At 67.0% G+C, this 18304-nt stretch carries 17 protein-coding genes; 9 read left to right on the plus strand and 8 right to left on the minus strand.

Annotated features, from left to right (window positions below; translation table 11 throughout):
- Window positions 1-50: 50 nt before the first annotated feature.
- The 4 genes from AC5P8C_RS09620 to AC5P8C_RS09635 all read right to left on the minus strand — a co-directional run bounded on the left by AC5P8C_RS09620 (window position 51) and on the right by AC5P8C_RS09635 (window position 3763).
- On the minus strand, window positions 51-1268 hold the full coding sequence (locus AC5P8C_RS09620) for an RNA polymerase sigma factor (RefSeq protein ID WP_019659303.1): 1218 nt from the start codon (window positions 1266-1268) through the stop codon (window positions 51-53).
- A 224-nt stretch (window positions 1269-1492) separates the two neighbouring features.
- Window positions 1493-2002, minus strand: coding sequence for a pathogenicity-like protein (locus AC5P8C_RS09625; protein ID WP_019659302.1), 510 nt, complete (start codon window positions 2000-2002; stop codon window positions 1493-1495).
- Window positions 2003-2007: 5 nt separating this feature from the next.
- On the minus strand, window positions 2008-2907 hold the full coding sequence (gene tesB, locus AC5P8C_RS09630; protein WP_032953622.1) for an acyl-CoA thioesterase II: 900 nt from the start codon (window positions 2905-2907) through the stop codon (window positions 2008-2010).
- Between the two features lie 79 nt (window positions 2908-2986).
- Entirely contained in the window at window positions 2987-3763 is a 777-nt protein-coding gene (locus AC5P8C_RS09635) for an enoyl-CoA hydratase/isomerase family protein (protein WP_019659300.1), read from the minus strand.
- A 34-nt stretch (window positions 3764-3797) separates the two neighbouring features.
- Here AC5P8C_RS09635 and AC5P8C_RS09640 point away from each other — a divergent pair, with 34 nt between their 5' ends.
- Window positions 3798-4244, plus strand: a complete 447-nt coding sequence (locus tag AC5P8C_RS09640; protein ID WP_019659299.1) for a copper chaperone PCu(A)C — start codon at window positions 3798-3800, stop codon at window positions 4242-4244.
- Between the two features lie 92 nt (window positions 4245-4336).
- Here AC5P8C_RS09640 and AC5P8C_RS09645 read toward each other — a convergent pair whose 3' ends face one another.
- The 3 genes from AC5P8C_RS09645 to uvrA form a co-directional block, all read right to left on the minus strand.
- Complete coding sequence (locus tag AC5P8C_RS09645; protein WP_019659298.1) at window positions 4337-5062, minus strand: hypothetical protein; 726 nt, start codon at window positions 5060-5062, stop codon at window positions 4337-4339.
- Between the two features lie 90 nt (window positions 5063-5152).
- Window positions 5153-5560, minus strand: a complete 408-nt coding sequence (locus tag AC5P8C_RS09650; RefSeq protein ID WP_019659297.1) for an acyl-CoA thioesterase — start codon at window positions 5558-5560, stop codon at window positions 5153-5155.
- On the minus strand, window positions 5560-8550 hold the full coding sequence (gene uvrA / locus AC5P8C_RS09655) for an excinuclease ABC subunit UvrA (protein WP_019659296.1): 2991 nt from the start codon (window positions 8548-8550) through the stop codon (window positions 5560-5562). Before uvrA ends, AC5P8C_RS09650 begins: the two co-directional genes overlap by 1 nt.
- A gap of 338 nt (window positions 8551-8888) precedes the next feature.
- Between uvrA and rplU the strand changes: the two genes are divergently transcribed.
- From rplU to cgtA, 3 genes are all read left to right on the plus strand, one after another.
- Window positions 8889-9197, plus strand: a complete 309-nt coding sequence (gene rplU, locus AC5P8C_RS09660; RefSeq protein ID WP_005408557.1) for a 50S ribosomal protein L21 — start codon at window positions 8889-8891, stop codon at window positions 9195-9197.
- Window positions 9198-9215: 18 nt separating this feature from the next.
- On the plus strand, window positions 9216-9479 hold the full coding sequence (gene rpmA / locus AC5P8C_RS09665) for a 50S ribosomal protein L27 (RefSeq protein WP_005408558.1): 264 nt from the start codon (window positions 9216-9218) through the stop codon (window positions 9477-9479).
- Window positions 9480-9656: 177 nt separating this feature from the next.
- Window positions 9657-10709: an Obg family GTPase CgtA gene (cgtA, locus tag AC5P8C_RS09670; RefSeq protein WP_019659295.1), complete on the plus strand. Its 1053-nt coding sequence runs from the start codon at window positions 9657-9659 to the stop codon at window positions 10707-10709.
- A gap of 167 nt (window positions 10710-10876) precedes the next feature.
- Here the strand turns inward: cgtA and rpsT are convergent, their stop codons facing one another.
- Complete coding sequence (rpsT, locus tag AC5P8C_RS09675) at window positions 10877-11146, minus strand: 30S ribosomal protein S20 (protein ID WP_005408560.1); 270 nt, start codon at window positions 11144-11146, stop codon at window positions 10877-10879.
- Between the two features lie 116 nt (window positions 11147-11262).
- Between rpsT and murJ the strand changes: the two genes are divergently transcribed.
- The 5 genes from murJ to ispH all read left to right on the plus strand — a co-directional run bounded on the left by murJ (window position 11263) and on the right by ispH (window position 18220).
- Window positions 11263-12867, plus strand: a complete 1605-nt coding sequence (murJ, locus tag AC5P8C_RS09680; protein WP_032955127.1) for a murein biosynthesis integral membrane protein MurJ — start codon at window positions 11263-11265, stop codon at window positions 12865-12867.
- 75 nt (window positions 12868-12942) lie between these two features.
- Entirely contained in the window at window positions 12943-13890 is a 948-nt protein-coding gene (locus tag AC5P8C_RS09685) for a bifunctional riboflavin kinase/FAD synthetase (protein WP_019659293.1), read from the plus strand.
- Window positions 13887-16718, plus strand: a complete 2832-nt coding sequence (gene ileS / locus AC5P8C_RS09690; protein ID WP_495218649.1) for an isoleucine--tRNA ligase — start codon at window positions 13887-13889, stop codon at window positions 16716-16718. The genes AC5P8C_RS09685 and ileS overlap by 4 nt, the downstream gene beginning before the upstream one ends.
- Window positions 16718-17242, plus strand: a complete 525-nt coding sequence (gene lspA, locus AC5P8C_RS09695; RefSeq protein ID WP_014646377.1) for a signal peptidase II — start codon at window positions 16718-16720, stop codon at window positions 17240-17242. Before ileS ends, lspA begins: the two co-directional genes overlap by 1 nt.
- A gap of 27 nt (window positions 17243-17269) precedes the next feature.
- Window positions 17270-18220 (plus strand): 4-hydroxy-3-methylbut-2-enyl diphosphate reductase, encoded by a 951-nt coding sequence (ispH, locus tag AC5P8C_RS09700; RefSeq protein WP_019659291.1) that lies wholly within the window; start codon window positions 17270-17272, stop codon window positions 18218-18220.
- Window positions 18221-18304 lie beyond the last annotated feature (84 nt).

The raw sequence follows: 18304 nt of genomic DNA on the forward strand, positions 1-18304 counted from the left end.
TTTCAATGCAGTGATTGACGACAACGCCGGCGCATTGCCGGCGTTGTCCGTTACAGCCGGCCGCTCCGCACCAGCGAATACAGCACAAGCGCGATGACCATCAGGTTCATGGCGATGATGCCGGTGCGGCCGTACATGGCCTCGTACTTCCAGTTGGTTCCGGTGAGCCCGCGCTGCAGCGAGTCACGCGCGATCATCGGCGCCATCAGCCGCTGCAGCGGTACCAGGCACTGGTAGTTGACTACGGCCAGGCCCGCGACCTGCACCAGCAGGACGGCCCAGAGCGGCGCCTGCAGCAGCACTGCCATCAGGATCGTCAGGCACCAGAGCATGCAGGTGCCGATGTTGAGATAGAGGAAACGGCGGACGTCGGCGCGCTCGGCCTCGCTGCGGGTGTACGACATCAGGAAGCGTCCACCGAAGTAGCTGCCGACCGTGCCGCCGACCACGCCACCGATGACCGCTCCCCAGCTTTCAGCCGGCATCATGTGCAGTTGCCCCAGTGCGGCGGTCAGCGAGCCCATCGCGGTACCGCCGGCGGCACTGGCGCCACCGAGGCTGAGCTTGCTGCCACCGATGCCGACACCGGTGCCGAGCAGGATTGCGGCACTGGCGGTGCCGGGCGCGGCCACCAGTACCATCGAAACCACCGCCGTAGCGAACGCGGCACTGGGTGCGCTGCTACGCGCGAACTCACCGAAGCGCTGCAGCAGGCCGTCGCGCACCAGCGCGCGGGCGCGCGACAGGCGCTTGCGCACCGCAGCGTCGCTGAGCCCGAGCAGGTCGGCCACCTGTTGCGAGCGCTGGCCCTCGCGGTAGTACAGCAGCAGCACTTCGCGGCTGTCTGCGGGCAGGGCAGAGATGATCTCCTCGGCGGCGATCTCCTCTTCCACCCGCTGCAGGCGGTCGGCAGCACCCGGGGCGGGGTCGGCGGCCATGCCCATCGCCACCTCGGCCGCCTCGCCAGTCAGCGGGCGCCCGCGCTGGGCGCGCAGCCAGTCGCGGGCCAGGTTGCGGGTGATCTGCCGCAGCCACGGCAGGAAGCTGGTCGAACTGCGCAGCTGGTGCAGCTGCTGCCAGCCCTTGACGAAGGCCTCCTGGGCGATGTCCTCGCTGGCTTGGCGGTCGCGGGTAATGGCCAGCGCGATGGCGGTGACCGTGTTCTGGCAGGCCAGCACGATGCGCCCGTAGGCGTGCTGGCAACCGCTTGCGGCGGCGGGCAGTTCGCGTTCCAGGGTCTGGTCGATCGATGCGGCGAACGTCGTCATGGCGGCAGCTCTCCTGCTGGGATTGTGTCCCATGACGGAGCCGCGCGCGAAGTGTGACCGCAGATGCTGATGCATCTTCAGTCCGCGCATTCCACCTCATCCCCGCGCCGTTGGCGCGCCCCCTTGAACAACAAGGGGGGGCCAATCCTGACGGGTTACGGTGAAGTCGCGGCCCTGCTGACAGGCCGCTGCGCTCGCCGGGCATGGCCCGGCGCTACCGCCTCTTACTTGGAGGGCTGGATGCGGACCCGCACTTCTTCCTCTGCCGGCGCGGCCTGCGGTGCCGGCTGTGCCTGCTGCGGCTGGGCCTGCGGGGCAGGGGCCGGCGCGACCGGTGCCGGGGCACCACGATGGCGCAGGCCGATGACCAACGCCACGCCAGCAATCACCACCAGCAGGGCGATGCGGATGCGCCAGGCCCAGCTGCGGCCGCCGCTGCCCGGTTCCGCCGTGTCGCGGAAGGCGAATTCGGCGGTGGGGTGGTCGCGGCGGGTAGTGTCGAGCAGGCGCGCCTCGCGCAGGATTTCGCGCGCGCGCGGCTGGTCGTCGGCACGCACGATCCATACCGCCGGATAGGCGTTGGCGTTGCCCAGGTCGGTATAGCTGAACTGGCCGCGGCGACGGGTCTTGTAGGAGCGCCCGTTGGTCACCTTGACCTCGATGCCATGCCCGCGCAGGAGCTCGGCCACGCCTTCGACGGTTTCCACGCGCTGGCTGCTGAAGATCTGGCGCATGGGTTTTACTCCTTGGCCGGCACGGCGGCCGCGGCAGCCTGGTCGGGAACCACGCGGATCAGGCCTTCCTGCGCGGTGCTGGCCACCAGCACGCCGTTGCGGGTGAAGAACTGGCCGCGGGCCAGGCCGCGCGAATCCTGCGCGCTGGGGCTGTCCAGCGAATACAGCAGCCAGTCGTCGGCACGGAACGGGCGGTGGAACCAGATCGCGTGGTCGAGCGAGGCCATCTGCACGTGCGGGTGGTAGTAGCTGATGCCGTGCGGGAACGTCGCCGTGCCCAGCAGGTGGAAGTCGGAGGCGTAGGCCAGCAGCGCCTGGTGCAGTTCGGGCGCATCGCCGACCGGTTCGCTCAGGCGCAGCCACACCTGGTGGTAGGGCGGGCGCTTGGGCGGGTTCAGTTCATCGCGCGGGTAGACGTGGCGGAACTCGAACGGGCCGCCACGCGACAGCCAGCGCTGCACCTTGATCGGCAGTCGCTCCAGCACCTCGGCCGGCAGCGGCCGGTTCGGTTCGATGTCTTCCGGCTGCGGCACCTCGGGCATCTTGTGCTGGTGCTCGGCGCCGGTCTCGGCCTGCTGGAAAGAGGCCGCGCAGAAGAAGATCACCTTGCCGTGCTGGATCGCGGTGACCCGTCGCACCGAGAAGCTGCCGCCATCGCGTGTGCGGTCCACGTCGTAGACGATCGGGTGGTCGATGTTGCCAGCGCGCAGGAAATAGGCGTGCAGTGAGTGCACGTGGCGGCCATTGTCGACCGTGGCCTGCGCTGCGGCCAGCGCCTGGCCCAGCACCTGCCCGCCGAACACGTACTTGGTGCCGATGTCGCGGCTCTGCCCGCGGAACAGGTTGTCCTCCAGCCGCTCCAGCGTGAGCAGGTCGATCAGCTCGGAGACGACGGGTTCGGGCATGTCGTTCAAGGGGGCGGCCACAGCAGTGAAGAGGCCCCGATTATACCGGTGCAGGCCAGCCCATCATCGGTAGCGCCGGCTACTTGCCCAGCCGCGCCACCAGCGCCTGCAGCGCGTTCTGTGCATCCGGGGCGAACCAGGCCTCGACGAAGCGGTCGAGCTGGATCAGGTCCGGGTGCAGCGCCTCGTGCAGGTCGGCGCGGGCGATGGCGCGGGTCAGCAGCATCGGCTGGCGCGGCTGCTTGAGCAGGTTCTGCAGCCAGGCCACGGCACGTGCCACCACCAGGTCACCCTCGGCCAGCTCATCGACCAGCCCGATCTGCAGCGCCTGTTCGGCGGGCACCAGCGAACCGGTGGTGAGCAGCACGCCGGCGCGGTGCACGCCCACCGCACGCCGCAGCAGGCGCTGGATGCCCTCCGGCGCGATCAGGCCGACCTGCACTTCGTTCAGGCCGATGGCGTACGGCCGCGACGGATCGGCGCTGCGCGCCATCACCCGGTAGTCGCAGCACAGCGCCAGCACGCAGCCACCGGCCGGCGCGTGGCCGGTGATCGCGGCCACCACCGGGATACGGCTCTCGGCCAGCGTGCGCACCGCGCCGAAGAAGGCGTTCCAGGTGTCCAGCAGCCTGTGCTTGTCATCGCCGTGCGAGAGCAGGTGCGGCACGTCCATGCCGCCGGTGAAGATGCGCTCGCTGCCCGACAGCACGATGCCGTGCGCGTCTTCGGCCATGGCTAGCTCGATGGCGTGGATCAACTGCCGGCACAGGTCGGTGTCCAGTGCGTTGACCGGCGGCCGCGCCAGGCGCAGCTCGCGGATGGGGCCGTGGTTGATCACCTCGATGAGCGTCGTCATGCTGCGGTCTCGTTGCGAAGAAGGAACCTGGGCGATGATAACCAAACCATTCGTTGGCGTACTGTGGGTTCTGTGTGCGGCCGCAGCATCGGCTTCAGCGGCCGAACCGGCCTGCGTCACGGTGGAGCAGGGCTGGGCGCGGTTGCCACCGAATCCGGCGATGCCGATGACCGCTGGTTACGGCGTGATCCACAACGGCTGCAGCAAGGCGGTGGCGATCACTGGCGCAGCCAGCAGCAGCTTCGATGATGTGTCACTGCACGAGACCACGAATGTCGATGGCGTCAGCCGGATGCGCGCGATCGAACGCCTGCCGCTGGCGCCGGGCGCGCGTGCCGAGCTCAAGCCCGGCGGCCTGCACCTGATGCTGATGCAGGGCAAGGGCGCGTTGAAGGAAGGCCAGGCGTTGCCGTTGCGGCTGCAGCTGGAAAGCGGCGGCGAAGCGAGTGCGACGTTGACCGTGCGCAAGGCTGCGCCGTAACGCGTCGCCCGTTCCGCCGGGCATGGCCCGGCGCTACCAGTGATGATCCGGCGGTCATGCCTGGGTAGCGCCGGGCCATGCCCGGCGGGATGCTACGTCCAATCGTACGAGAACAGCACCGTGCGGCTCACCGGCTCATACAGCATCACTATCGCGTCGGCGCCGGTGGCGCACCAGTTGTAGCCAGCGACTTCGGCCACTGCGAAGAACTTGTGGCCGCCGTGGCGGATGATCGCCAGTTCGGCATCATCTGGAGCATGCCGGTCGTTGGCGGCGTCGGTGAATTCCAGGGTGAAGGCGGCCGGAATATCGGCTGTTTCGATCCAGTTGCCACAGGAAATCCGTCCACCCAGCGTATCCAGGTAATCGCGCTCGCTGGGCTCGTCCTTGCCATAGCGCGAGTAGCAGGCCAGGCGGCCGTGCGTGGCATGGTAGTCACGCGCCTTGGCATAGCTCTCGCGCATCTGCGCGATGTGTTTCCGCGCGAGCTTGTCATCCACCTGATCGCCGATGAAATAGCCCTCGTTGCCGAGGAAGCGCATCTGGTTGCCGGCGGTCAGCTCGAAGGCGATCCAGTTGGTGCTGGTGAAGTCGTTGTGGTGTTCTTCGGTAGTCTCGCCGATGCAGCCGTCGTACGGCTCGATCGGGCACAGCATCGTTGCCACCTGGCCGGCCAGTTCAGGGCGCAGCACACCGAGGTCGATCTTCAGCAGCGGCAGCAGATGCTGGGCGAGCCACGCCTGGTCAGCGGGGAAGACATCGGTAGGGAAGGGGACCATGCCGGGCAGCAGGTCGCGCAGTTCAGTCTGGTGGATCATCTCAGTCCTTTGAATGGGATCGGTAGTGCCGGCCGCTGGCCGGCATGCGCGAAGCATCTGGAGGTTGCCGGCCAGCGGCCGGCACTACCTTCAGGTGGAAGCGCTGCGGATCGCCTCCGGCAGCGGTGCGCTCCTGCCGGTCTGCGTATCCATCCAGACCACCACCACGTTGCCATCCGAGTACAGCTTCGAGTCGTCCTGCTGGTCGACGATGCGGTGGCCGATGGTCACGCTGCTGTTGCCCAGGCGCTCGACGAACAGCTCGACCAGGATGTCGTTGGGCCACACGATCGGCAGGCGGTAGTTGACGTTGGTCGCGGCCACCACCGGTGCGATGCGGTCGGTCATCGACACGCCTTCCACGCCCAGCATCCAGCGCACGCGCGCTTCCTCCAGGTAGGAAATGTACTTGGCGTTGTTGACGTGGCCCATGCTGTCCATGTCACGCCAGCGCACGCTGATCGGGATGCGGGCCAGGATCTTGTGTTCGCTGCTCATCAGGCGTCCTTCTTCTTGCGGGTCGTCGCGGTCTTGCTGGTCTTGCCGGTGCTCCTGGCAGCCACCGCCTTCTTCGCCGGCTTCTCAGGCTTCAGCTTGCGTGGCGGACGGGCGTCGGGCTTGTTGGCCACCGCAGCCGGTTGCTCCGGGCGCGCGCTGGTGGAGGGCAGCATGCGGGCCAGGAACTGGCCGGTGTACGACTGCGGGCAGGCCGCCACATCCTCCGGCGTGCCGGTGACCAGGATGGTGCCACCGCGATGGCCGCCTTCCGGGCCCAGATCCACGATCCAGTCGGCGGTCTTGATCACGTCCAGGTTGTGCTCGATCACCACCACCGTGTTGCCTTCGTCGCGCAGCTTGTGCAGCACGCCCAGCAGCGCTTCGATGTCGTGGAAGTGCAGGCCGGTGGTCGGCTCGTCGAGGATGTACAGGGTGCGGCCGGTATCGCGGCGCGACAGTTCCTTGGACAGCTTCACGCGCTGGGCTTCACCACCGGACAGCGTGGTCGCGCTCTGGCCCAGCTTGATGTAGCTCAGGCCCACGTCCACCAGCGTTTCCAGCTTGCGCGCGATCGACGGCACCGGCTCGAACAGCTTCAGCGCATCCTCGACGGTCATTTCCAGCACGTCGTTGATGTTGAAGCCCTTGTAAAGGATCTCCAGCGTTTCGCGGTTGTAGCGCTTGCCGTGGCAGACATCGCAGGGCACGTACACGTCCGGCAGGAAGTGCATCTCCACCTTGATCAGGCCGTCGCCCTGGCAGGCCTCGCAGCGGCCGCCGCGCACGTTGAAGCTGAAACGGCCCGGCGAATAGCCGCGCGCACGCGCCTCCGGCACCTGTGCGAACAATTCGCGCAGCGGCGTGAACAGGCCGGTGTAGGTGGCCGGGTTCGATCGCGGGGTGCGGCCGATCGGCGACTGGTCGATGTCCACCACCTTGTCGAACAGATCCAGGCCATCAATCTCCCTGTACGGCGCAACCGGGTGCGAGGCACCGTTGATCTCGTTGGCAGCCAGCGAGAACAGGGTATCGTTGATCAGGGTCGACTTGCCCGAGCCGGACACGCCCGTCACGCAGGTCAGCAGGCCCGCCGGAATCGCCAGGTCCACGCCCTTGAGGTTGTTGCCGCTGGCACCGCGCAGGTGCAGCGTCATCTTCGGGTTCGGCGTGTGCCGGCGAGCAGGAATCTCGATCGCGCGCTTGCCGGACAGGTACTGGCCGGTCAGCGAGCGCGGGGCCTCCAGAATGTCCTGCAGGGTGCCCTGGCCGACGATCTCGCCGCCATGCACGCCCGCGCCCGGGCCGATGTCCAGCACGTAGTCGGCCAGGCGGATCGCGTCCTCGTCATGCTCGACCACGATCACCGTGTTGCCCAGGTCGCGCAGGCGGGTGAGGGTGCCCAACAGGCGTTCATTGTCGCGCTGGTGCAGGCCGATCGACGGTTCGTCGAGCACGTACATCACGCCCACCAGGCCGGCGCCGATCTGGCTGGCCAGGCGGATGCGCTGCGCCTCGCCACCGGACAGGGTGTCGGCCTTGCGTTCCAGGGTCAGGTAATCCAGGCCCACATCGACCAGGAAGCCGAGGCGCTCACCGATTTCCTTGACGATCTTCGCGGCGATCTCGCCACGCCAGCCCGGCAGGCTCAGCTCGCTGAAGAACTTCAGCGCCTCGTCGATCGGCAGCACCACCAGCTCCGGCAGTGGGCGGTCGGCCACGAACACGTTGCGTGCCGCCTTGTTCAGGCGCGCGCCGTTGCACTCCGGGCACGGGCGTTCGCTGATGTACTTGGACAGCTCCTCGCGTACCGCCGGCGATTCGGTCTCCTTGTAGCGGCGTTCGAGGTTGGGAATGATGCCTTCGAAGCGGTGCTTCCGCTGGGTGCGGCCGCCGGCTTCGGTGAAGTAGGTGAAGGTGATCGTTTCATCGCCGCTGCCGTACAGCACGGCCTGCTGCACCTTGGCTGACAGGGAGTTCCACGCAGCGTCCACGTCGAACCTGTAGTGCTTGGCCAGCGAGGCGATCAGCTGGAAGTAGTAGGCGTTGCGACGGTCCCAGCCGCGCACCGCACCGGCGGCCAGCGACAGCTCCGGATGCACCACCACCCGCGACGGATCGAAGAACTCGGCCATGCCCAGGCCATCGCAGCCGGGGCACGCACCCATCGGTGCATTGAACGAGAACAGGCGCGGTTCCAGCTCCGGCAGCGAGTAGTCGCAGACCGGGCAGGAGTACTTGGAGGAGAACAGCGTGGGCGAAGCATCGGCGCTGTCCAGGCTCTGCACCGAGGCCATGCCATCGCCCAGCTTGAGCGCCGTTTCAAAGCTCTCGGCCAGGCGCTGCTTGATGTCCTCGCGCGGGCGGAAGCGGTCGATCACCGCCTCGATGGTGTGTTTCTGGCGCAGCGCCAGCGGCGGCACCGCATCGATTTCGTGCAGCTCGCCGTCCACGCGCACACGCACGAAGCCCTGCGCGCGCAGCTGGTCGAAGACCTGTGCGTGTTCGCCCTTGCGGTCACGGATGACCGGGGCCAGCAGCATGTAGCGCTGCTCCGGGTCCAGGGTCAGCACCTGGTCGACCATCTGGCTGACCGTCTGCGCCTCCAGTGGGTAGCCGTGGTCCGGGCAGCGCGGGGTGCCCACGCGTGCGTACAGCAGGCGCAGGTAGTCGTAGATCTCGGTGATGGTGCCGACCGTCGAACGCGGGTTGTGCGAGGTCGACTTCTGCTCGATCGAGATGGCCGGGGACAGGCCTTCGATGTGGTCCAGGTCCGGCTTTTCCATCACGCTCAGGAACTGGCGCGCATAGGCCGACAGCGACTCGACGTAGCGGCGCTGGCCTTCTGCATAGATGGTGTCGAACGCCAGCGAGGACTTGCCCGAACCGGACAGGCCGGTGATCACGATCAGCTTGTCGCGGGGCAGGTCGAGGTCGAGGTTCTTCAGGTTGTGCGTCCGCGCGCCGCGGATGCGGATGAAATCCATCGCCATGGGGGATCCGGTTGTGGGGGCGTTGGCTGGGTGCCGGGCCAGCAGGGAACGGCAATCGGTCAGCCTACCGAGGTGACCAGATGGGGGCAATGGGCGACAATGCCACCCCGGCGTCTCACGTTGTGAGACCGGCCGACAGCTTTGTGTAGGGTCGGGCCATGTGCAGCGGCCTGGACCGCGAACCGTTCAGCCGTGCATGGCTCGGCCTGCAGGCCCGGGCCCGTGGGTCGTTCAGGGGTTGACTTGACCCGCGCCCGCTGATCTGCGTACAATCCCGCTCCTGTCCGCCCTCGATGGCGGCAGTTCAGACCACAATAACTACAGAGGAAGGCCTGGTCATGTACGCAGTACTGGTCACCGGCGGTAAGCAATACCGCGTGGCGCAGGGCGAAAAGCTCCGCATTGAAAAGCTCGAAGTCGAAGTCGGCAGCGAGATCAAGTTCGACAACATCCTGATGCTGGGTGACAGCGATGGCGTGAAGCTGGGCGATGCGCTGAAGGGCGCTGCCGTCACCGCCAAGGTCCTGTCCCAGGGTCGTGCTGACAAGGTGCGGATCATCAAGTTCCGTCGCCGCAAGCACCACATGAAGCGTCAGGGTCACCGTCAGTACTACACCGAAATCGAGATCACCGGCATCGCCGGCTAAGTATCAGGAGAAGCAGTCATGGCACATAAAAAGGGCGTAGGCTCCTCGCGCAACGGTCGCGACTCCAACCCGAAGTACCTGGGCGTCAAGATCTTCGGCGGCCAGGCCATCGAAGCCGGCAACATCATCGTGCGTCAGCGCGGCACCCAGTTCCACCCGGGCACCGGCGTTGGCCTGGGCCGTGACCACACCCTGTTCGCCCTCGTGGACGGCAAGGTGGAGTTCTCGGTCAAGGGCGCCAAGAAGCGCCGCACCGTCAGCATCGTCTCGGCCGACGCCTGATCCAGGCATCGCCGGCACCCGTGCCCCGGCATGGGAGTGCTGCATGAAGAGCCCCGCTTCGGCGGGGCTTTTCGTTAGAGTTGAAGCAAGACCGGCTTGGCCGGGTTACCGGCCCGCGGCCGGCATGACATTCAAGGTGGCGGCCAGCAGGCCGCGCCCATCGCAGGCATCGAAACAATGAAACTGGTAGACGAAGCAGAAATCGAAGTGTTCGCCGGCAACGGCGGCAACGGCTGCATTGGCTTCCGTCGCGAGAAGTTCATTCCGCTCGGCGGCCCGGACGGCGGCGACGGCGGTGCGGGCGGCAGCGTTTACATCCGCGCCGACGAAAACCTGAACACCCTGGTCGACTTCCGCCATGAGCGCATCTTCAAGGCGCAGCGTGGCGAGAACGGCATGGGCCGCCAGGCCTACGGCAAGGGCGGCGAAGACCTGACCATCACCGTGCCGGTCGGCACCGTGGTCATCAACGTTGCCACCGATGAAGTCATCGGCGACCTGACCCGGCACGGCGACCGCCTGCTGGTGGCCAAGGGCGGCCGCGGTGGCCTGGGCAACATGCACTTCAAGAGCTCGACCAATCGCTCGCCGCGCCAGGCGCTGCCGGGCGAGCCGGGTGAGGAGCGCACGCTGAAGCTGGAGCTGAAGCTGCTGGCCGACGTCGGCCTGCTGGGCTTCCCCAATGCCGGCAAGAGCACCCTGATCCGTGCCGTTTCGGCTGCAACGCCGAAGGTGGCCGATTACCCGTTCACCACGCTGTACCCGAACCTGGGCGTGGTGAAGGTGGAGAACCACCGCAGCTTCGTGATCGCCGACATTCCGGGCCTGATCGAAGGCGCTGCGGACGGCGCCGGCCTGGGTGCGCAGTTCCTGCGCCACCTGCAGCGCACCCGCCTGCTGCTGCACCTGGTGGACATCTCGCCGATGGAAGGCGGCGTGGAGGGGATTTCGCCGGTGGAGCAGGTGCGTGCGATCGAACGCGAGCTGGAGAAGCACGATCCGGAGCTGCTGAACAAGCCGCGCTGGCTGGTGCTGAACAAGGCTGACCTGATGTTCGAAGACGAGGCGCAGGCCGCGGCCGAGCAGATCGTCGCCGAGCTGGGCTGGAAGGAGCCGTGGTTCCTGGTCTCCGCGCTGGGCCGCGAAGGTACCTTCCCGATCATGAGCCGGATCATGGCGTTCTTCGATCGCCAGAAGGAAGGCGAGCTGGAAGCCCGCAACGCGCAGTAATGCCGTTGTGGTTCCATGCGAAAAACCCGGCTTCGGCCGGGTTTTTCATTTGGTAGTGCCGGCCGCGCGGCTCCGCGGATCGCCCGGAGCGCAGGCAACAAAAAACCCGGCCGGGGCCGGGCTTTTGCCTGCAGCCCAACCCCGAAGGGCAGGGCGGCAACGCCGGATCAGGCGGCCTTGAGGGCCTTGATGCGGTCGTTCAGGCGGCTCTTGTGGCGAGCAGCCTTGTTCTTGTGGATCAGGCCACGCGCGCTGAAGCGATCCAGGATCGGCTGGGCAACGGCGAAGGCGGCTTCGGCGCCGGCGGCATCGTTGGCGTCCAGCGCCTTGATCACTTTCTTGACAGCGGTGCGCAGCATCGAGCGCTGAGCCACGTTGCGCGCGTTGCGCACGACGGTCTGCTTGGCGCGCTTCTTGGCGGACTTGATATTGGCCACGGTGGTGGTTTCCTGAAAAATCGGTGTTATGGGAACAGCAAGCTAGCTAGTATGATGGCGTAAGAAATGCACGTCAAGTCGATTGTCAAGAGGGACGCTGAGTGAGTTCACCCAAGTTGTTGCGGGGCCTGCTGTCGTTCAGCAGCATGACCATGGTCTCGCGCGTTCTCGGACTTGTCCGGGACTTCGTGGTGACCACCACGTTCGGCACCAACGCCATCACTGATGCTTTCTGGGTCGCCTTCAGGGTACCCAATTTCCTGCGGCGTTTGTTCGCCGAGGGCTCGTTTGCCACCGCTTTCGTGCCCGTGTTCACGGAAGTGAAGGAAACCCGCAGCCACGCCGAACTGCGCGAACTGATGGCGCGCACCGCCGGCACCCTGGGCGGGGTGCTGATGCTGGTCACCGCACTGGCCCTGATCTTCGCGCCGCAGCTGGCCTCGGTCTTCTCCAGTGGCGTTGATACCGACCCGGTCAAGCAGGGCCTGCTGGTCGACCTGTTCCGCCTGACCTTCCCGTTCCTGCTGTTCGTCTCGCTGACCGCACTGGCCGGCGGTGCGCTGAACAGCTTCCAGCGCTTCGCGATGCCGGCGCTGACCCCGGTCATTCTCAACCTGTGCATGATCGCCGGTGCGCTGTGGCTGGCGCCGCGGCTGGGCGGCACGCCAGAAAAGCAGATCCTGGCGCTGGGCTGGGCGGTGCTGGCGGCCGGCATCCTGCAGTTGCTGTTCCAGCTGCCCTCGCTGAAGGGCATCAACCTGCTGACCCTGCCGCGCTGGGGCTGGAGCCATCCGGGCGTGCGCAAGGTGATGACGCTGATGGTGCCGACCCTGTTCGGTTCCTCTGTGGCGCAGATCAACCTGCTGCTGGACACGGTGATCGCGGCCAAGCTGACCGATGGCTCGCAGTCCTGGCTGTCGCTGGCCGACCGCTTCCTGGAGCTGCCGCTGGGCGTGTTCGGCGTGGCGCTGGGCACGGTGATCCTGCCGGCGCTGGCCCGCCATCACGTCAGTACCGACCGCGAGGGCTTCTCGCGCTCGTTGGACTGGGGCCTGCGCATGACCCTGCTGATCTCGGTGCCGGCCATGCTGGGCCTGCTGCTGCTGGCCGAGCCGCTGATCGCGACCATCTTCCAGCACGGCCAGTTCAGTGCCTTCGATACCCGCATGACCGCGTTGTCGGTGTACGGCCTGAGCTTCGGCCTGCCGGCATTCGCCCTGCTGAAGGTGGTACTGCCGGCTTTCTACGCCCGCCAGGACACCAAGACGCCGGTGCGCGCGGGTGTGGCCGCGCTGGTGGCCAACATGGTGTTCAACTTCGCCCTTCTGGCGGTGTTGTACCAGGTGATGGTGCCGGACGAGCTGAAGGCGCAGGGCGTGATGGCGGCCATCGGCAAGCAGCCGGGCCTGCACCTGGCGCTGGGCATTGCCAGTGCGCTGTCCAGTTACCTGAACCTGGGCCTGCTCTGGTACTGGCTGGGCAAGACCGATGTCTACCGCCGCCGGCCGGGCTGGGCTGGCTATCTGCTGCGGCTGCTGCTGGCCTGCGCGGCCATGGTCGGGGTGCTGCTGGCCCTGCTGCACTGGCTGCCAGGCTTCTCGGCGATGACTGTGTGGGAGCGGATCGGCGCCCTGGCGCTGCTGGTCGGTGGCGGTGGCGCGACCTACGCGGTTGCCATGGTGGCGATGGGCTTCCGCCCGCGCGACCTGCGTGGGCATTGATCGTGCGCCGTGACGGCTATACTTCAGGGTTACACCATTGAAGCGGCGGCCCCGGTCGGGCCGGAACGAGAGTTGATGAGCAGGCTGTTCAGAAGCGTGGAGGGCGGGGCGCTGTTCCCCAACGGAAGCGTGGTCTGTATCGGTGCATTTGACGGCCTCCACCTGGGCCATCGTGCGCTGGTGCGCCACGCGGTTGCCCGCGCGCGCGCCTTGGGCGTGGCCGCAGTGGCCGTGGCATTCGAGCCGCTGCCGCGTGAATTCTTTTCCCAGGGCACGCCGCCACCGCGGCTGACCCTGGCGCGCAGCAAGGTCGAGATCCTGCGCGAGCTCGGTGTGGATGCGATCGGACTGCTGCGTTTCGACGCGGCGATGGCAGCGATGCCGGCCGAGGATTTCGTCCACCGGCTGCTGGCCCACCGCCTGGGCGCACGCGAAGTGTGGATCGGCCCGGAGTTCTGCTTCGGCAACCGCCGCCGTGGCGACCTGGCCCTGCTGCAGAAGATGGGTGCTGCACTGGGCTTCACCGCGGGCGAGATCGAAGCGGTGGATCTGCATGGCGAGCGCATTTCCAGCACCCGCATCCGCCAGCTGCTGCAGCAGGGCGACTTCGCCCGTGCCAACGACCTGCTGGGCCGTCCATACGCGATCAGCGGCCGGGTGGTGCGCGGTCGACAGCTTGGCCGTACGCTGGGTTTCCCCACTGCCAACCTGCGTTTCCCGAAGACGCCGGCGCTGTCGGGTATCTACGCGACCTGGGTGCATGGTGTGTTCGACCAACCGTGGCCATCGGTGTCCAGCTTCGGCACGCGGCCGACGGTGGAGGGCGTGGAGCCGCTGCTGGAAGCCCACCTGTTCGATTTCCAGGGTGACCTGTACGGTCGCCACATCGACGTGGAATTCGTCGCCAAGCTGCGCGACGAAGAGAAGTTCAATGATCTGGCGGCGCTGACCGACCAGATGCACCGCGACGCCGAACAGGCGCGCGCCATCCTTTCCGAACATAGATTGCGAGCCACTGCGTGAGCCAGGACTACAAGACCACCCTGAACCTGCCAGCCACCGAATTCCCGATGCGCGGCGACCTGCCCAAGCGCGAGCCGGGCATTCTGGCGCGGTGGGAAGCGCAGGGGCTCTACCAGCAGCTGCGCGACAACGCCGCCGGCCGCCCGCTGTTCGTGCTGCACGACGGCCCCCCGTACGCCAACGGCCGCATCCACCTCGGCCACGCGGTCAACAAGATCCTGAAGGACATCATCGTCAAGTCGCGCTACCTGGCCGGCTTCGATGCGCCCTATGTGCCGGGCTGGGACTGCCATGGCCTGCCGATCGAGATCGCGGTCGAGAAGAAGTGGGGCAAGGTCGGCACCAAGCTCGACGCCGTCGAATTCCGCCAGAAGTGCCGCGAGTTCGCCGAAGAGCAGATCAACATCCAGCGCGTGGACTTCAAGCGCCTGGGCGTGACCGGTGACTGGGACAACCCGTACAAGACCCTGAGCTTCGACTTCGAAGCCAACGAGATCCGCGCGCTGTCCAAGGTCGTGGCCAACGGTCACCTGGTGCGCGGTGCCAAGCCGGTGTACTGGTGCTTCGACTGTGGCTCGGCGCTGGCCGAGGCCGAGATCGAGTACCAGGAAAAGGAATCGCCGGCGATCGACGTGGCCTACGCCGCACGCGATGCGCAGGCCATCGGCCAGGCGTTCGGCGTGAGCGTGCCGGCCGACGTGGAAGTGGCCGTACCGATCTGGACCACCACCCCGTGGACGCTGCCGGCCTCGCTGGCGGTGTCGCTGGGCGCGGAGATCCGCTACGTGCTGGCCGAAGGCCCGGCGCACAACGGCAAGCGCCGTTGGCTGGTGCTGGCTGCGGCGCTGGCCGAGCGCGCACTGCAGCGCTACGGCGTCGAGAACGTGGTGCTGCACGGTGAAACCACCGGCGCGGCGCTGGAGAACCAGCTGCTGGCGCACCCGTTCTACCCGGAGCGCGAGATCCTGGTACTCAACGGCGACCACGTCTCCGACGAGGACGGTACCGGTGCGGTGCACACCGCCCCCGGCCACGGCCAGGAAGACTTCGTGGTCAGCCAGAAGTACGGCCTGCTGGACAAGTACAACGCCGGCCAGGTGACCCCGATCGACGGTCGTGGCGTGTACCTGGAATCGACCCCGCCGGCCGGTGACGTGGTGCTGGCCGGCCAGCACCTGTGGAAGGCGCAGGAGGCCATCGTCGGCGTGCTGCGCGACAACGGTTCGCTGCTGGCGTTCCATCCGATCCGCCACAGCTACCCGCACTGCTGGCGCCACAAGACGCCGGTGGTGTTCCGCGCCACTCCGCAGTGGTTCATCTCGATGGACAAGGCCAACCTGCGCAACGATGCGCTGGCCGCCATCGACACCGTCGGCTGGTTCCCGACCTGGGGGAAGGCGCGCATCCAGAGCATGGTCGACGGCCGCCCGGACTGGACCATCTCGCGCCAGCGCACCTGGGGCGTGCCGATCGCACTGTTCACCCACCGGCAGACCGGCGAGATCCATCCGCGTTCGGTGGAGCTGATGCAGCAGGTCGCCGACCGCGTCGAAGCCGAGGGCATCGACGTGTGGTACTCGCTGGATGCCGCCGAACTGCTGGGCGCTGAAGCCGCCGACTACGAGAAGGTCACCGACATCCTCGACGTCTGGTTCGATTCGGGCGTGACCCATGAAGGCGTGCTCGCCGCGCGTGGCTTCGGCAAGCCGGCCGACCTGTACCTGGAAGGTTCCGACCAGCACCGCGGCTGGTTCCAGTCCTCGCTGCTGACCGGCGTGGCGATCGACAAGCGCGCCCCGTACAAGCAGTGCCTGACCCACGGCTTCACCGTGGATGAGCACGGCCGCAAGATGTCCAAGTCGCTGGGCAACGGCATCGAGCCGCAGGACATCATGAACAAGCTGGGCGCGGACATCCTGCGCCTGTGGATCGCCTCGGCCGACTACAGCAACGAGATGTCGCTGTCGCAGGAGATCCTGAAGCGCAATGCCGATGCCTACCGCCGACTGCGCAACACCGCACGCTTCCTGCTCGGCAACCTGGACGGCTTCGACCCGGCGCTGCACCTGCAGCCGCTCGAGCAGATGGTCGCGCTGGACCGCTGGATCGTGCATCGCGCGTGGGAGCTGCAGGAGAAGATCAAGGCGGCCTACGACGGCTATAACATGGCCGAGATCGTGCAGCTGCTGCTGAACTTCTGCAGCGTGGACCTGGGCTCGCTGTACCTGGACGTGACCAAGGATCGCCTGTACACGATGCCGACCGATTCGCACGGTCGCCGTTCGGCACAGAGCGCGATGTACCACATCGCCGAAGCGTTCACCCGCTGGGTCGCGCCGATCCTGACCTTCACCGCCGACGAGCTGTGGGGCTACCTGCCGGGCGAGCATGCTGGCCATGTGCTGTTCACCACGTGGTACGACGGCCTGACGCCGCTGCCGGCCGATGCCCAGCTCAACGCCGCCGACTTCGACCAGCTGCTGGCCGTGCGCGAACAGGTGGCCAAGGTGCTCGAGCCGATGCGGGCAAACGGCGCGATCGGTGCCGCACTGGAAGCGGAGATCACCATTGCCGCCAGCGAGGAGCAGGCCGCGCGCTGGCAGCCGCTGGCCGATGAACTGCGTTTCCTGTTCATCAGTGGCGACGTGCAGGTGCGCCCGGCGACCACCGACGAGGTGTTCGTCAGTGCCCAGCCGACCAGCAAGGCCAAGTGCGTGCGCTGCTGGCACCACCGCGCCGACGTCGGCAGCAACGCCGACCATCCGGAACTGTGCGGCCGCTGCGTGAGTAACGTGACCGGCGCCGGCGAAGTGCGGAGCTGGTTCTGATGGCCGCGCCCCGTCCGCATCCGAACGCTCTGGTCTGGCTGCTGCTGTCGGTGGCCATCATCGGCCTGGACCAGTGGTCCAAGGCCTGGGTGCTGTCCAGCCTCCCGGAGTTCCAGCCGGTGGTGGTCATCGACGGCTTCTGGAACTGGTACCGCACCTATAACACCGGCGCGGCATTCAGTTTCCTGAGCGACGCCGGTGGCTGGCAGAAGTACTTCTTCACTGCACTGGCTATCGCCATCAGCGGCCTGATGGCCTGGTGGCTGCGCGGCACCGCGCGCGGCAACTGGAAGGCCGCGGTGCCGTATGCGCTCATCATCGGCGGCGCCATCGGCAACGTGATCGACCGCCAGGTGCACGGCCACGTGGTCGACTTCATCCAGTGGTACGTGGGCAGCTACACCTGGCCCTCGTTCAACATCGCCGACTCGGCCATCGTGGTGGGTGCCATCGGCATCGCCCTGTTTGGCCTGTTCGACGGCAAGTCCGCCAAAAAGGCGGATAATGCCAATCCGAAACCGTAAGCCGGCCGCTGCCGGGAGATTGAACTGATGGATGTGCTGCTCGCCAACCCGCGTGGTTTCTGTGCCGGTGTCGATCGTGCGATCGAGATCGTCAAGCGCGCGATCGAAACGCTGGGCGCGCCCATCTACGTCCGCCATGAAGTGGTGCACAACCGCTTCGTGGTCGACGACCTGAAGCAGCGCGGCGCGATCTTCGTCGAGGAACTCGACGAAGTGCCGGACAACAACACGGTGATCTTCAGCGCCCATGGCGTGTCCCAGGCCGTGCGCCAGGAAGCCGAGCGCCGTGGCCTGAAGGTGTTCGACGCCACCTGCCCGCTGGTGACCAAGGTCCACTTCGAAGTCGCCCGCCACTGCCGTGCCGGCCGTGACGTGGTGTTGATCGGCCACGCCGGTCACCCGGAGGTGGAAGGCACCATGGGCCAGTGGAACCGCGAAGCCGGCACCGGCCAGATCTACCTGGTGGAAGACGTGGAGCAGGTTGCCACGCTGCAGATCAACCAGCCGGACAACTTCGCCTACACCACCCAGACCACGCTGTCGGTGGATGACACGCGCGGCATCATCGATGCGCTGCGCGAGCGCTTCCCGGCGATGCAGGGCCCGAAGAACGACGACATCTGCTACGCCACGCAGAACCGCCAGGACGCCGTACGCGATCTGGCCAAGCGCTGCGACCTGGTGCTGGTGGTCGGTTCGCCGAACAGCTCCAACTCCAACCGCCTGAGCGAGCTGGCCCGCCGTGAAGGCGTGGAGTCGTACCTGATCGATGGCGCGCACGAGATCGACCCGGCGTGGGTGGCGGGCAAGCAGCACATCGGCGTGACCGCTGGCGCCTCGGCGCCGCAGGTGCTGGTCGACGGCGTGCTGGCACGCCTGGCCGAGCTGGGTGCCAGTGGCGTGTCCGAGCTGGACGGCGAGCCGGAATCGATGGTGTTCGCGCTGCCGAAGGAACTGCGCCTGCGCCTGGTCGACTGACCGGAAAAGGCCTCATCCACGCCACGCGTGGATAAGCACATCCATGACCTTTGGCCATGGGGCCGGCCATCGCACAGGCCTAGC

The organism is Stenotrophomonas sp. YJH_SMC_46 (genome assembly GCF_059370315.1).